At 51.3% G+C, this 15,013-nt stretch carries 15 protein-coding genes; 5 read left to right on the top strand and 10 right to left on the bottom strand.

Annotated elements, in window-relative coordinates; translation table 11 throughout:
* Position 1: 1 nt before the first annotated feature.
* On the top strand, positions 2-1,543 hold the full coding sequence (gpmI, locus tag EDM55_RS27225) for a 2,3-bisphosphoglycerate-independent phosphoglycerate mutase (protein WP_122961847.1): 1,542 nt from the start codon (positions 2-4) through the stop codon (positions 1,541-1,543).
* 91 nt (positions 1,544-1,634) lie between these two features.
* The gene (gene eno, locus EDM55_RS27220; protein WP_092275290.1) at positions 1,635-2,921 is read left to right on the top strand and encodes a phosphopyruvate hydratase; all 1,287 of its coding nucleotides are present in this window, start codon (positions 1,635-1,637) and stop codon (positions 2,919-2,921) included.
* An 81-nt stretch (positions 2,922-3,002) separates the two neighbouring features.
* On the opposite strand, the gene EDM55_RS30020 is transcribed toward eno, so the two are convergent.
* The 5 genes from EDM55_RS30020 to EDM55_RS27205 form a co-directional block, all read right to left on the bottom strand.
* Positions 3,003-3,242 (bottom strand): hypothetical protein, encoded by a 240-nt coding sequence (locus tag EDM55_RS30020; RefSeq protein ID WP_141295721.1) that lies wholly within the window; start codon positions 3,240-3,242, stop codon positions 3,003-3,005.
* A gap of 116 nt (positions 3,243-3,358) precedes the next feature.
* Positions 3,359-3,508: a hypothetical protein gene (locus tag EDM55_RS30490; protein ID WP_170184455.1), complete on the bottom strand. Its 150-nt coding sequence runs from the start codon at positions 3,506-3,508 to the stop codon at positions 3,359-3,361.
* Between the two features lie 199 nt (positions 3,509-3,707).
* Positions 3,708-4,535, bottom strand: coding sequence for an ABC transporter ATP-binding protein (locus EDM55_RS27215; protein WP_092275288.1), 828 nt, complete (start codon positions 4,533-4,535; stop codon positions 3,708-3,710).
* Positions 4,536-4,554: 19 nt separating this feature from the next.
* The gene (locus EDM55_RS27210) at positions 4,555-5,586 is read right to left on the bottom strand and encodes a FecCD family ABC transporter permease (protein ID WP_122961846.1); all 1,032 of its coding nucleotides are present in this window, start codon (positions 5,584-5,586) and stop codon (positions 4,555-4,557) included.
* On the bottom strand, positions 5,583-6,593 hold the full coding sequence (locus EDM55_RS27205; protein WP_122961845.1) for a FecCD family ABC transporter permease: 1,011 nt from the start codon (positions 6,591-6,593) through the stop codon (positions 5,583-5,585). Before EDM55_RS27205 ends, EDM55_RS27210 begins: the two co-directional genes overlap by 4 nt.
* A 218-nt stretch (positions 6,594-6,811) precedes the next feature.
* On the opposite strand from EDM55_RS27205, the gene EDM55_RS27200 reads away from it, so the two are divergent.
* Complete coding sequence (locus tag EDM55_RS27200; RefSeq protein WP_092275279.1) at positions 6,812-7,834, top strand: ABC transporter substrate-binding protein; 1,023 nt, start codon at positions 6,812-6,814, stop codon at positions 7,832-7,834.
* Between the two features lie 120 nt (positions 7,835-7,954).
* On the opposite strand, the gene EDM55_RS27195 is transcribed toward EDM55_RS27200, so the two are convergent.
* The 5 genes from EDM55_RS27195 to EDM55_RS27175 all read right to left on the bottom strand — a co-directional run bounded on the left by EDM55_RS27195 (position 7,955) and on the right by EDM55_RS27175 (position 11,833).
* Positions 7,955-9,211 carry a YjgB family protein gene (locus EDM55_RS27195; RefSeq protein ID WP_122961844.1) on the bottom strand — a complete coding sequence of 419 codons (1,257 nt, stop codon included), beginning with the start codon at positions 9,209-9,211 and terminating at the stop codon, positions 7,955-7,957.
* Positions 9,201-9,725: an RNA polymerase sigma factor gene (locus EDM55_RS27190; RefSeq protein ID WP_092275273.1), complete on the bottom strand. Its 525-nt coding sequence runs from the start codon at positions 9,723-9,725 to the stop codon at positions 9,201-9,203. The genes EDM55_RS27195 and EDM55_RS27190 overlap by 11 nt, the downstream gene beginning before the upstream one ends.
* A gap of 113 nt (positions 9,726-9,838) precedes the next feature.
* A complete protein-coding gene (locus tag EDM55_RS27185) occupies positions 9,839-10,591 on the bottom strand; it encodes an ABC transporter permease (protein WP_092275270.1) in 753 nt (250 codons plus the stop codon).
* Complete coding sequence (locus EDM55_RS27180) at positions 10,588-11,349, bottom strand: ABC transporter ATP-binding protein (protein ID WP_092275267.1); 762 nt, start codon at positions 11,347-11,349, stop codon at positions 10,588-10,590. The genes EDM55_RS27185 and EDM55_RS27180 overlap by 4 nt, the downstream gene beginning before the upstream one ends.
* A gap of 85 nt (positions 11,350-11,434) precedes the next feature.
* Entirely contained in the window at positions 11,435-11,833 is a 399-nt protein-coding gene (locus EDM55_RS27175; protein WP_092275265.1) for a YqzM family protein, read from the bottom strand.
* Between the two features lie 292 nt (positions 11,834-12,125).
* Between EDM55_RS27175 and secG the strand changes: the two genes are divergently transcribed.
* Both secG and rnr read left to right on the top strand, forming a co-directional pair.
* Entirely contained in the window at positions 12,126-12,368 is a 243-nt protein-coding gene (gene secG / locus EDM55_RS27170; RefSeq protein WP_003843341.1) for a preprotein translocase subunit SecG, read from the top strand.
* Between the two features lie 143 nt (positions 12,369-12,511).
* Positions 12,512-15,013 (top strand): ribonuclease R, encoded by a 2,502-nt coding sequence (gene rnr, locus EDM55_RS27165; RefSeq protein ID WP_122961843.1) that lies wholly within the window; start codon positions 12,512-12,514, stop codon positions 15,011-15,013.

The raw sequence follows: 15,013 nt of genomic DNA, 5'->3' as shown, positions 1-15,013 counted from the left end.
GATGGCAAACCGGCCGAAACCGGTTGCGCTGCTGATTGTAGATGGCTTTGCCCTGCGTGATGAGACGTACGGCAACGCAGTAGCGCAAGCGAAGAAACCGAATTTTGACCGTTATTGGAATCACTATCCCCATGCCACCCTGGAAGCGAGCGGGCTCGCAGTTGGGCTGCCAGAAGGTCAGATGGGTAACTCGGAAGTGGGGCACCTCAACATCGGAGCGGGGCGTGTCGTGTATCAGGACCTGACCCGTATCACCAAGTCCATCCGCGAAGGAGAGTTTTTTGAAAACGAAACCTTGCTGGATGCGTTCCGCCATGTAAAAGAGAACAACAAGCAGCTGCACCTGTTTGGCCTCTTGTCCGATGGGGGCGTACACAGCCATATTGCCCACTTGTTTGCGATTCTCGAAATGGCGAAGAAACAAAACTTCGAGCAAGTGTATATCCATGGCTTCCTCGACGGCCGTGACGTATCCCCTGACAGCGCCGTGGGATACATCGAAGATTTGCAAGCCAAGATTGCAGAAATCGGTGTAGGGAAAATTGCAACCGTGCAAGGACGATACTACGCGATGGACCGCGACAAGCGCTGGGAGCGGATCGAAAAGGCGTACCGTGCGATGGTGTACGCGGATGCGCCGCATTATCAGGATCCGATCAAAGCCGTAAAGGAATCGTACGAGAAGTCTATTATGGATGAATTCGTCATGCCAACCGCGATTGTGGATGAGCAGGGAGCGCCAGTCGCTACGATTCAAGACGGGGATGCCATCATCTTCTACAACTTCCGTCCAGACCGTGCGATTCAAATCTCGCAGGCTTTCACGAACGAGGATTTCCGCGGTTTTGACCGGGGAGAAAAGCGCCCGCGCAATCTTTACTTCGTCTGCCTGACGCACTTTTCCGAGTCAGTCGATGGATATGTAGCCTACAAGCCGTCCAATTTGGACAACACGCTCGGAGAGGTACTTTCCCAGCAAGGATTGAAGCAGCTGCGCATTGCAGAAACGGAAAAGTACCCGCACGTAACGTTCTTCTTTAGCGGAGGACGTGAGCAGGAATTCCCGGGAGAGACCCGTATTCTCATCCCGTCTCCGAAAGTGGCGACCTACGATTTGCAGCCGGAAATGAGTGCGATTGAGCTGACAGATGCAGTAGTTGCCGAGATCGAAGCAGACAATTTTGACGCGATCATCCTCAACTTCGCCAACTGCGACATGGTGGGACACTCCGGCCTCATGGAGCCGACCATCAAGGCGGTAGAAACGGTAGATGCTTGCCTGGGACGTGTCGTAGAAGCGATTACGGCAAAGGGCGGAGTGGCAGTCATCACAGCAGATCATGGAAACGCTGACCTGATGCTGGACCCAGCTGGACGCCCGATTACTTCTCACAGCACATACCCTGTACCGGTCATTGTGACCAAAGAAGGTGTGACGCTGCGCGAGGACGGTATTTTGGCTGATTTGTCGCCAACCTTGCTGGCTCTTCTCGGTGTTCCACAACCTACAGAAATGTCAGGCAAATCGTTACTTGCAAAATAGCTCGCTCTGGCACAAACTGAAATGGTGCCGAATGCAAGTCTATAAATAATGGTGGGGAGACCCGCTCGAAAACAAAGGAGATGGATGAGTAATGGCGATGATTACAGACATTTACGCACGCGAGATTATGGATTCCCGCGGTAACCCAACTGTGGAAGTCGAAGTGTATCTGGAAGACGGTTCGATGGGCCGCGCTGCTGTTCCGTCGGGCGCTTCTACGGGTGCTTATGAAGCGGTTGAACTGCGTGATGGCGACAAATCCCGCTACCTGGGTAAAGGCGTGCTGAAAGCTGTAGAGAACGTAAACGAAATCATCGCACCTGAGCTGATCGGTATGGACGCGCTGGATCAAGTAGGCGTAGACATGGCGATGCTGCAGCTCGATGGTACTCACAACAAAGGCAAGCTGGGTGCAAATGCGATCCTGGGCGTGTCCATGGCAGTAGCTCGTGCAGCAGCAGATTCCTTGGGTCTGCCACTGTACAACTACCTGGGCGGCTTCAACGCAAGAACACTGCCAGTACCTATGATGAACATCCTGAACGGTGGTAAGCACGCAGACAACACCGTTGATATTCAGGAATTCATGGTGATGCCTGTCGGGGCAGAATCCTTTAAAGAAGCGCTGCGCACAGGCGCGGAAATTTTCCACTCCCTGAAAAAAGTGCTGTCCGAAAAAGGTCTGAGCACAGCTGTAGGGGATGAGGGTGGCTTCGCACCAAACCTCACATCCAACGAAGAAGCGATCACAACCATTTTGGCTGCGATCCAGGCTGCTGGCTATGAGCCAGGTAAAGATGTATTCCTCGCGCTCGACGTAGCGGCTACTGAAATGTACAAAGATGGCAAATACCACTTCGAAGGCGAAGGCGTTGTGAAAACGACGGAAGAAATGATCGCGTTCTACGAAGATCTGGTAAGCAAATACCCTATCATCTCGATCGAAGACGGTTTGTCCGAAGACGACTGGGATGGCTGGAAAGCACTGACTGACAAGCTGGGCAGTAAAGTGCAGCTCGTTGGAGACGACCTGTTCGTAACAAACACGGAGCGTCTGGCACGTGGTATCGAAACCGCGACTGGAAACTCCATCCTGGTGAAAGTAAACCAAATCGGTACGCTGACAGAGACCTTCGAAGCGATCGAAATGGCGAAGCGCGCAGGCTACACAGCGGTTATTTCCCACCGCTCCGGTGAAACCGAAGACTCCACCATCTCTGACATTGCCGTAGCGACAAATGCTGGGCAAATCAAGACAGGTGCGCCTTCCCGTACAGACCGTGTAGCGAAGTACAACCAATTGCTCCGTATCGAGGACGAGTTGGGCGATACTTCCCGCTTTGGCGGCCGTGCTGCTTTCTACAACCTGAAGAAGTAGTATCGAATCGCATAGGAAGATAAGGGCTGTTTCCACCTGTAAAAGGTGTGGAAACAGCCCTTTTTTACGTTGCTTATCGAGCTATCGCCGAGGCGGGCATGGTTTGGCTTGGATATCGGTTTGTGCTATCGCCTCTTCGATGAGTTCTGTACAGGCAACCAGCTCGTCTAGCAAGAGCAGGGTGGTCGTGAAATCAAACAGCAGCTCACTGTCCGCAAAAACAAAAATCGAGGCACAAAGCTCGAGCACAGTGCGAACGACGCCTGCTGGAAAGCCGTGACCACTTACAGGTAGAACCGTCCGGCGAATCGGTGGAAGCACTCGTATAGACAGAGCTTTAGCACAGTCGACGGAGAAGGGATCCAATCAGCTTACGTAGATGTCACGCCCGGAGCATAAGGCCTTTTGCAAAATGCAAATGTATGGTTCCGGAACGGCTATCTGGTATCGCTGCCAGCAGCTGGAGAGTATCCAGTCGTATACTTTGGGCGCACGTATACATACTCCTGCAAGGAGCCTAGGGAGTCAGGAGGGGACGTCGACGTCGGATTTTGTTGGTTTCCTTTGATAGACTTGGTTGGCTTCATCACGCACACTCCCTTCCGCTGGCAGAAAACCGATGATACTTCCATTGTATGGAGAAGGGGCGGAGTGTGCCTATATCTCTTTCGCCTGTGCATGCAAAAAGCAAAAAAATACTGACCCGCACGGATGGGGTCAGTATTTGCTTGTACAGAAAGACAACTAAGGCTCTTGCGAAAAGGCTTGGCGGACCAAGTTTTCTAATCAGGAAAGCAGCGCAGTTTTTTTCTCCAGCACGGCGGCAGCCAGCCGGCTTTTGCTGTACGGAATGCACATCGGCGTGCCATACAGAGGATCGAGTGTGATCTGGCAATCCATATCGAATACGGTTCGCACGAGATCCGTTGTCAGTACGTCATCAGGCGAGCCTTCTGCCACGACTGTGGAATTGTGGACTGCCACGATGTGGTGAGCGTAGCGGCAAGCCAGATTCAGATCATGCAAGACCATCACGATGGTACGCTGCTCGGTTTCGTTCAACTCAAACAGCAGGTCCAGAATCTCAATTTGGTGAGACATATCGAGGTAGGTAGTCGGCTCATCCAGCAGGATGGTTTCCGTTCCTTGCGCCAGCGTCATCGCGATCCAGGCGCGTTGGCGTTGACCGCCGGAGAGAGAGTCGACCGGACGATTGGCGAGGGCAGTCAGCTGAGTCGCTTCCAGCGCTCGATTCACCATTTTCTCATCTTCCTCGGACCATTGCTGAAGCCAGTTTTGGTAAGGATAGCGTCCTTGCTTCACCAGCTGGAGAACGGTCAAACCTTCCGGAGCGGTAGGACCTTGGGGCAGGATAGCCAGTCGTTTCGCTACTTCCTTGGTCGAGCGCTTGGCGATGGATTCCCCTTCGAGCAGGATGGCTCCTTCCTTTGGCTTGAGCAGGCGAGCCAGGGAACGAAGCAGAGTAGACTTCCCGCTTCCGTTACTCCCGATAAAGACGGTGATTTTTCCACGGGGGATATTCAAATCCAGTGTCTCAATGATGTTGCGATCTCCATAGGACAAAGTGAGCTGACGGGTTTCCAGAGCTTGCATGATCATTCGTCTCCTTCCACTAGCGATTTCGATTTTTGTAAAGCAGGTAAATGAAGAACGGGGCGCCCACTGCTGAGGTGAAAACGCCGACCGGTATGTCGAGCGGTGAAAAAGCGACGCGGCCGATGAGATCGGCAATCAAGAGAATCAAGGATCCGATAAAAGCCGAAAGCGGCAAGGCTCCACCAAAAGAGGGGCCAATCAGCTGCTTGGCGATGTGAGGCGCGAGCAGTGCGACGAAGCTGATGTCTCCGCCTACAGAAACAGCTGTACCAGTCAATGCGGCACAGATGATCAGGAGGAGAAAGCGATCCAGCTGCAGGAAGCTTCCCAAGCTGGTAGCAATATCGTCTCCGAGCTGTTGAATGTTCACTCTTCTCGCGAGCAAGGCAGCTGCCACGATCAAGATCACAACCCACGGCAGGATCATCAGCACATCATTCCAGTCCACACCGTAGATACTGCCTGTCAGCCAGAGCAAGGCTTTGTTTTGCAAAAGAAACGGGCTGAACATGATCAAGAGCGTCACGACCGCGCCTGCAGCGATCTTTATCCCTACCCCGATTAACACGAGTCGCAGCGGGGTCACGCCTTTTTTCCAAGCGAGCGCATAAAGGAGAATCGTAGTCGCCATGGCTCCGAGAAAGGACGTAGGTGGCAGCCACTTGATACTGACGTTTTCAAAGAAGAGCAAAAACGCCACAGCCGCCACGGATGCCCCGCTGGAAATGCCGAGAATGTCTGGAGCAGCCAGCGGATTTCGCACGATCCCTTGCATGATGGCACCGGCAGCAGCTAGAGCGGCACCGACGAGAATGGCGATGATGATCCGTGGCATGCGGAACTGCTGAACGATTAGCGCATCTTGCTCGGCACCGAAGCCAAGCAAGGCTTTGACGACGTCGAGAGGGCGAATGTACATTTCACCTATTCCCAGACTGACGATAGCAGCTACAATGGTCAGCAGAATCGCCAGGGTTGTGTAAACCACGGTTTTCTTATGTAGATGAATGGATGTCTTGCCAATGCGGAGAGGCAGGTATTGTTTCATCCTTTTTCCAGCCCCTTTCGTGCGACATAGATGAAGAATGGGATGCCGATAAGGGCTGTCATTACACCAATCGGTACTTCAGCAGGCATCGCGATAAAGCGAGCGGCGATGTCTGAGACTAGCAGCAGGATCGAGCCGAGCAAACCGCTGTACAACATTCCCCATGCCGTGCTGATCCCGACAAAGTACCGGGCGAGATGAGGAGTGACCAGGCCGACAAAGCCGATTGGGCCAGCCACAGCTACAGCGCAACCGGACAAAAGCACGATGACCACACCGGTGAGGATTTTGACGAGCAGCGTTCGTTGCCCCAAGCCTTTTGCGACATCATCCCCCATTAAAAGCGTTTGAATAGGGCGAGCTAGCAGGAAGGCAGCAATCCATGCGAGCAGCATGTAAGGAAACACGGTGGCCAAATATTCGAGCTTTCTGCCACCGATGGAGCCTGCGAGCCAGAAGAGGACCTCGTCGGTAGCCTTTTCATTTAATACCATCATGCCGTGTCGAATAGATCCGGCCAGGGCAGTAATTGCAGCACCCGCGAGCACGAGCTTGACTGGTGTCAAACCATCTCGTCCCAGGGAGCCTAATATATACACGATAAGGCCTGCTACGGCTGCACCAACGAAGGAGATCCAAGTAAACTCGGTCAGGGAGCTGATGCCAAAGAAGGTGACGGCGAACACGACGAAAACGGAAGCGCCTGCATTGAGACCGAACAGCTCCACATCTGCTACAGGATTTCGCGTCAGCGATTGCAGCAGCATACCTGCCACGCCGAGACAAAAGCCGACGGTGAGACCGTTTAGCACACGCGGGACACGGACCTCTTTGATAACGATGTGCTCGTTTGTGCCGTTGAACTGTGTGTACGCATCGATAGCCGTCTGCCAGCTCGTATCGATTACGCCGAAAACGAGACTGGCATAGCTGAGATAAGCAAGAAAAAGAAGGGCGAAAACGACTCCCAAAATCTTACGAAAATTGCTGGATAATAAAGCATTCATGGCAGTTACATCCTTTTATTTAGCAGTCTGCTTTCATTAGAGTGAATTTCGTAACAAGGTTAAGTTTAGATGGAGGTGGGAGATGTGTCAATGATGTTGATAGTCATTATCAATTTCTTGTTGACTTCTTATGGGCTTGCCTGTAGGATAATCATTGTTATTGAAGGTAATTCTCAATCTCAACGTGAACTTTTAGAGAAGGAAGGGGTCCTTTCATCATGTTTTCTCGTACATATCGGACCGCAGGCGGCAAGGCATTTTTTGCTGTCCTGATGGCGATGCTGTTGATCGTAACTGGCTGCGGCGGAGGTCAACAAGCGGCTGAACAAAAGCCAGCCGAACAAAAGCCAGCCGAACAAGCGGCAGGCGGCAATGGCAACACTGGTAGCGCGGATCAATCTTACACAGTCAAACACGTCATGGGCGAAACGACTATTAAAGGTACGCCACAACGCGTTGTTATGCTGACTACGCAAGGGGTGGAAACACTTCTGGCCCTGGGTGTAAAACCTGTCGGTGCTGTAGGTTCCTTTACTGATCCAACGCAGTTCTACGATTTTGTAAAACCGCAATTGGAAGGTGTAAAAGTAGTTGGTTCTGAGTCTCAACCAAACCTGGAAGCCATCGCGGCTCTGAAGCCAGACCTGATTCTGGGTATGAAATTCCGCCAAGAGAAAATTTATCAGCAATTGAGTGCAATCGCACCAACTGTTTTCGTAGATGAGCCACGCGGTGACTGGAAAGCAAACTTCTCCCTGTTCGCTGAAGCAGTAAACAAAAAAGCAGAAGGCGAGAAAGTCATCGCTGACTGGAACAAGCGTGTAGAAGAGTTCAAAGCTAAAGCAGGCGACAAGCTGAAAACACAAGTTTCCGTAGTACGTTTCATGCCAGGTAAAGTTCGCATTTACTACAACGACACCTTCACTGGCGCTATCTTCAAAGATCTCGGACTTGCTCGTCCAGCCTCCCAAAACAAGGAAGAGTTCGCAGCAGAAGTAACAAAAGAGCGCATTCCTGAGATGGACGGCGACATCATGTTCTACTTCACTTACGAAACAGGTAAAGGCGAAGCTTCCAAGCTGGAGCAAGAGTGGACAAATGATTCTCTCTGGAAAAACCTGAACGTAGTAAAAGCGGGTAAAGCATTCAAAGTGGATGACACCATCTGGAACACTTCCGGCGGTGTAATCGCAGCGAACAAAGTACTGGATGAGCTGGAAGGCTACATCATCGGTAAATAAGGTTTTCGCTAACAGAAAGACGATTGGAGCGTATGGGCTCCGGTCGTCTTTTTGTCTTCCAAAAAAAGCACACATAAGCTCTTGGGGAGCTCGTGTGTGCTTCGTTGCTACTAGGGGAAGTTATCCAGCCATGTTGTTGATCGTTCCTCGTGGATAAAAGACATTGACATGATCGATGTACAGCTTGTTGGCATTGCTTCCGTCGTAGATGCCGGAGAAGACGATCTTCAGCTCGTAGTTGTCGTTGACCTTGTAGGTGTAGATGGTTTGCCCGCCGACATTGGCGTTGCTTTGCGGTTTGCCCAATGTTTTCACGACGTCTGCCAGAGGGATGTACTGCAGCTGATAGTTATAGGAGCGGATATCGACGATCTGCATTCCTTTATTGAAGCCAAAGACTAAACCGCGGCCACGATACGTATTGTAGGTGATTCCATTGACAGTCGAGACGATATCCGGTTTGCCCCACTCTTTTTCAACCGTATCGAAAACATCCTTTTCTACGCGGAACTCGCTTCCGAGCGTTTTTCCGTCTTTAGCGAGATCGCGCAGGTTTTGCAGCAGCTCTGTCGGATTCATATCCGCCATCAGATTGTGATTGCCTTGCGGATAGTAGACGCTGTAGCGAACGAGCACCATCTGGTTGTTGTTTGCTGCTGACGGCTCAAACGCGAATTTGACCTGGTACTTGTCTGTCACATCGTAGGTGTAGATCTGCTGTCCGGCGAATTCTCCGACACGATTTGGTTTTCCCCATTTTTTCTCGATATCGGCGAGGGTCAGCTGCTTGATTCGCGGGTCGAACGAACGGATTTCCACGATTTGCATGCCTTTGTTGTAGCCGATCTCCACACCGTGTTTTTCGTAGGTAGCGTATGTGAGCCCATTTGCATAGACAGAGCGGTCTGGAGCCCCCCATGCCTTTTCTACATCGTCAAAAACAGTTGTCTCTACAGTGTAGGTCGAGTTGATGACGGCTCCCTTTTCCGCCCTCTTTCGGATGGTATTGAGCAATTCCTCGCCTTGAGGGGTTGCTGGCGCAGTCGGAGTAGGGGTTACGACACCGTTTTGAGAGTTCGGTACTGGATTCGGAGCAGAAGGAGTAGGGCTTGCGCCATTAGAGATGCCAGGCAATGTTGCTGGCTGGTTGGTTTGGATGAGTGTGGTCCCCATCCAGACAGTAGCTGCGAGTACGGAGCAAATCGCCAATCCTTTTCCGAAATAGCCGAAGCGTCGAGGGTGTACGGTTTGTTCCATGTTGAGTGCCTCCTTGGATCGAATCGTCGAAACGATCTTTTGTTTAGTGTCATGTGACATCTGGATATCAGGTAGTTTGCGCAATTCTTCCATCAGTTGCTCGTCTGTTTTAGATGACATTTCCGATCAGCTCCTTTCCTGCCAGCTCCAGCTTGTCTCTGACTGCTTTCATGGCGCGGTGCAAAGTGACATTGACCTTGTTTTCCGACCATTGCAGGATTTCCGCTGTTTCTTTGGCAGACAGACCTTTGATGCCCCGGAGGATGAGTACCTCTCGATAAGCGGGCTTTACTTGCTGGATCGCTCGGTAAAGCGCTTGTTGTTCTTCCTGTAGATCCAGCTGTTCCTCGGGGGTCTTTTCATCGGAAGCCAGATGAGAGAGCCACATGTCGGGCAGCCAACTGCGCAGACGCTTTTTTCTGGCGTGATCGATGGCCGTATGTCGAGCGATCGTCAGGAGCCATGTCTTGGGCTGCGATCTCCCTTGAAACGAGTCAACGGAGCCGAGAGCCTTGAGGAAAACATCCTGTACTAAGTCATCTACGTCTCTACTGCCCGTGTAGTAAACGAGAAACTTGTAAATATCATCGCCATAGCGCAGAAACCATTGCTCAATCAAGTCGTTTTTGTCCATAGCGGAACCACCTTTGCTCTTTCTCCTTGTAATTTGACGTATCGGGCATGTTTTCATTACAGTTCACGAAAAAAAACTGCCGAGATGCCCGGCAGTTGGTGGAGAAAGAGTTATTAGGAACGTAAAAATGCTTCACGGGTAAACCAGAGACGGTAGCTGACGAGACTGATGAGAACGGCAGAAATAGCCGCAGAAGAGGAGAAAGTGAGCATGATCAGAATTTGATAGCGGACAGCCTCGATCGGACTGGCACCGGCCACGATCATGCCGGTCATCATGCCAGGCAGCTGAACGAGACCGATCGTTTTCATGGTATCAAAGGTAGGAATCATACTCGCCTTGACTGCGCGCTTCAAAACGCCCTGGATCGCTTGACGAGGAGTAGCGCCAAGGCTTAGCAGGGCTTCGATTTCTCCGCGGGCACTCTCGGTTTCCCGATTCATATGATTCAAGTAAAGTCCGCAGACAACCATGGAGCTGCCGATGATCATTCCGCTCATGGGAATCAAGTATTGCGGGGTAGGAGTAATCAGCTTGAATGTGACTAGTAGCCCCATCGTAATGATTTCGGTGATGAGCAGGGAAAAGGCGATTCGCCAGAAGATTCCGGGGAGCTGGGCACCGCGGCTGGCGGCATTCTTCGCAGCTACAGTCACCATCATGACAATCAGGATCACAATAAACCAGGTGCTGTTGGAGTGGAAAACAAATTGAAGAACGTAGCCGATCACAAGGAGCTGCACCGTTGAGCGAATTGTTCCGATAGCGATTTCCTTTTCCAGACCGAGCTTCTGCCAGACAGACAGCAAAAGAGCGATGAGGACAAAGGCAAACGCGAACCACAAGGAAAAGGAAGAATAGGTCATGCTTGTACCTCCGTGGCTGCCATTGCCGATGAAGTCGGGTGATTCAGAAAATCACGTGCGGCAGCTGAATGCGGGGAGCGAAAAAAGGATTGGCTTGGGGAATCCTCCTCGAGCTGTCCGTTTGCCATAAACCAGATCCGGTTGCACGCTGTCCTTGCTTCTTCGAGATCATGCGTGATCCAGAGCAGAGTCGTGCCTGCACGTGTATGCAGATCGATCAGGAGGCGTTCTGCAGCTTGTTTGCTGATCATATCGAGTGAGGATGTGACTTCATCTAATAAGAGCACCTGAGGCCGCAAGAGAAGGCTGCGGATGAGAGCGAGACGCTGCTTTTCACCACCTGAGAGCTTAGCTGCTGATTTGTCCCAGTCCAGATGTTCCAAAGCCAGCTGCTCCATGTAGTCTTTCGCCAGCTTTTCGTCAAAAGGGCGCTGATGGAGCACGCTCGTGATACGTAGATTATCTCCGACCGTTCCAGGCAGCATCACGGGCTGCTGGGCGACATAGCTCATTGTCATCCGCCACGCCTCAGGCTCCCATAGACTAAGATCTTTATTTTGGAGACGGATGCTGCCTTGGCTAGCTTTATCCAAGCGTCCCAAAATACGGAGCAGCGTGCTTTTGCCTTGCCCCGATTTGCCGAGGATGCCGACGATTTCAGGTTCGGTGACGCTTGCGGAGAAATGGCGAAACAGCCATGCATCTGCGAGAGTAGCGTGCTGCTTTCCTAGATTTTCGATTTCTAGTTGGGGCTTCATGTTCGGCTGCTCACTTCCTTATATAATGGCGAAAACACCGAAGAGGACGAGTCTCCGGTGTTCTTTAATCGGGCCATCTATGTACTTATTTGTGTTCAGACAGCCATTGGGCAACAGCTTGAATCTCTGGATTCTTTTTCAGCAATCCTGGAGGCATGCCGCCTTTTCCTTCTTTAATGATTTTCTGGATGTCTTCAGCGCTGTGAGTTGCACCAACCTTAGTCAAGTTTGGTCCAACGATCCCTTCCAGGTTTTGACCGTGACAGGAAGCGCAGTTTTGTTTAAAAATAGCAGCAGCGTCAATGTTAGCAGTAGGTGCTCCACCTGGGCCTGCAGCTTCTTCCCCATGTTTTGGTGGGAAAATAATCGATCCTACAAGTGCAATGAGAAAAACTAGAAACAAGATACCAAACGAAGTAAAAAAGGCCTTCGCGGAATCAATTACGTCGTTTTGATTCATGTCTTTTTTGTTGGACCCAGCCATCTGACAAAGACCTCCCAAGGCAAGTAATAAAGGTTCAACTGCAATTTTACGGCAAAATCTTGACAGTTGCAAGGCGACTAAAAAACCGACAAAGAAAGTACACAATTTCCAAATAATCTCTACTTCACTATTCGTTCCTTCTATATATTATTGCCCTGCATACAACGTGACAATTCTGGTAGAAGTTCACTAAATCTGTAGGCACAGCCAGCTTGATGCTAGCTATGAATTGTGATAAAGTAGACGTATTGGTTTTTTACCGCCTTGGAAATACGTTTTGAGGTGAATGAAGATGGCATTGGCTGCGAAAATCTTACTTGTGATTGCAAGTATTGGCTTAATTATCGTCGTATTGTTACAATCTGGTAAAAGTGCCGGCCTTTCGGGAGCGATTGGTGGCGGTGCTGAGCAACTCATGGGCAAACAAAAAGCTCGTGGGATTGACGCACTTTTGGGCAAGCTGACCGTTGTATTTGCGGTAGCTTTCATGATTTTTGCGATTTTGCTCGGTTATTTCTTGAAAACAGGGGCGTAATAGACGAATGGCCAAAAGGCAGCAAGTGCGACTTGCTGCCTTTTTCTCTATTCCGATTGCGATGCGTGTAACCGGTGAATACTACATAGTAATGAGTGAAAAGGAAGCTCGGTGATCAACCAAGCGAAAAAGGAGGTTTGTGAATGAAGGATCAAGATATTCTTGCGTTCATGCGGGAGCAGGCATACCACCCGATGACCGTAAAGGAATTGGAAGAAGCTTTTGGGATTCAGGATTCCGCAACGTTTAAAGAACTGGTGAAAACGCTCAATGGACTGGAAGCGAGCGGCGAGGTCATCAGGACGAGGGCGAATCGCTACGGCGTTCCAGAGAAAATGAATTTGGTGCGTGGGCGTTTGCAGAGTCACCCGAAAGGCTTTGGCTTTGTCATTCCGGAGACACCGGAGATGGAAGACGTCTACGTCCATGCGAATGATATGAATGGCGCTTTGCACGGCGACACCGTATTCGTTCGAGTCGAGAAGGAGCCAGGGGGCAACCGGCTGGAAGGACGCATCATTCGCGTCGTAGAGCGGGGCATCAAGCAAGTCGTGGGGACGTTTAAGGATGAGCAGCATTACGCATTTGTCATCCCGGATGAGAAGCGAATCGGCAAGGACGTGTTCATTCCGAAAAATGCGTACAACGGAGCCGTAGATGGCCACAAAGTCGTGGTCAACATCGTGCGTTATCCGGAAGGCAGAGTGAATCCGGAGGGAGAAGTCGTAGAGATTTTGGGTCACAAAAACGACCCAGGCGTCGATATTCTCTCGATCATCCGCAAGTTTAACCTGCCAGAGGCATTTCCCGAGGATGTATTGTCCGAAGCAGAGGCTGCGCCTAGTGAAATCTCCGAAGAAGAGATTAAAGGACGCCGCGACCTGCGCGACCGTATGATGGTCACGATCGACGGTGCAGACGCCAAAGACCTCGACGATGCCGTGTCCCTCGAGACGCTGCCAAATGGCAACGTGCGCCTGGGAGTTCATATCGCGGATGTGAGCTATTACGTACAGGAAAAATCGGCTTTAGATAATGAAGCCTATCGCCGCGGAACCAGCGTCTACCTGGTCGACCGAGTGATTCCGATGATTCCGCACCGTTTGTCCAACGGAATTTGCAGCTTGAATCCAAAGGTCGATCGACTGACAATCTCCTGCGACATGGAGATGGACAAAGAGGCGAAGGTCGTGAAGTACGACATTTTCCTCAGCGTGATTCGCACCAACGAGCGGATGACGTATGCGGACGTACGCAGCATCCTGCAGGACAAGGATGAAGCGCTGATCGAGAAATACAGCGAGCTCGTCCCGATGTTCCAGGAGATGGAGAAGCTGGCGCTCAAGCGTCGTCAGCAACGGATGCAGCGCGGTGCTATCGACTTTGACTTCCGTGAAGCAAAAATTTACGTGAACGAAGAGGGGACACCGACGGATATCGGGTTCCGCACCCGTTCCATTGCCGAGCAAATCATCGAAGAGTTCATGCTTGCCGCCAACGAAACAGTAGCCGAGCATTTCCACTGGATGAAGCAGCCTTTCATGTATCGGGTCCACGAAGATCCGAATGCCGAGAAGCTGATGGCTTTCATGGAGTTCATCACCAACTTTGGCTACTCTATTCGTGGAAAAGGTAACTCGGTACATCCGAGAGCCCTGCAGCAGCTGTTGGAAGAGGTCAAAGGAAAGCCGGAAGAAATCATTATCAGCACCGTGATGCTGCGTTCGATGAAGCAAGCGCGTTATGACGCGGAAAGCCTCGGGCACTATGGTCTTTCCACGGAGTTCTACACGCACTTCACTTCGCCGATCCGCCGTTATCCCGACCTGATCGTTCACCGTCGCATTCGTGACTGGATCGAATCTGGAGAGCAGCTGTCAGAAAAACGCATGGCGTATTGGACAGAGCACATGCCGTTAATCGCGGAGCATGCTTCTCAGCGCGAGCGTTTGGCTGTAGATGCCGAGCGGGAAACGGACGATCTGAAAAAAGCGGAGTTCATGAAGGAGCGTGTCGGAGAAGAGTTCGAGGGCGTTATCTCCAGTGTTACCTCGTTCGGGATCTTCGTCGAGCTGCCGAATACGATCGAAGGCTTGGTTCACGTCAGCTTTTTGACAGACGATTACTACCACTACCACGAGAAAATGTACGCTCTGGTCGGGGAGCGGACGGGCAAGCAGTTCCGCATCGGCGATCTGGTACAGGTCCGCGTGGCAAGTGTCAATGTAGATGAGCGGACCATCGATTTTGAAATCGTGGGTATGACCAAGGCTGCAGGCTTCCGCGGAAGTCGTGAACGCACGCCGAAGGTCATCGACGGACGCGGTGGAGAGCGTCGTGGCGGTAAGCAGGACCGTTCCCGTTCAGATCGACCGGAACGTCAAAAGGATAAGGATAAGCCGCATCCAGCTGCCATCCGCCAAAAGTACAAAGAGCGCAGGAAGAATGAAGGACCCAAAACATCTTCCCGACGCGGTGGACAACGCAGTACCTCAACTGCAAGTGAAGATGTGGTCGCTATCGGAACTGGAGAGGGAACAGATACGCCAACCCAACGTCAAAAAGGGTTCTGGGAGGATCTCGTTCGCTCCAAGAAGAAGAACCGGAAAAACGTGACGCAAACAGCGAAGCGGAAACGCCGTTAA

Source organism: Brevibacillus centrosporus (assembly GCF_003710815.1).
GTDB classification, from domain to species: Bacteria; Bacillota; Bacilli; order Brevibacillales; family Brevibacillaceae; genus Brevibacillus; species Brevibacillus centrosporus.
The sequence above is the reverse complement of the archived record's forward strand: the minus strand, read 5'-3'. Positions and strand labels throughout refer to the sequence as shown.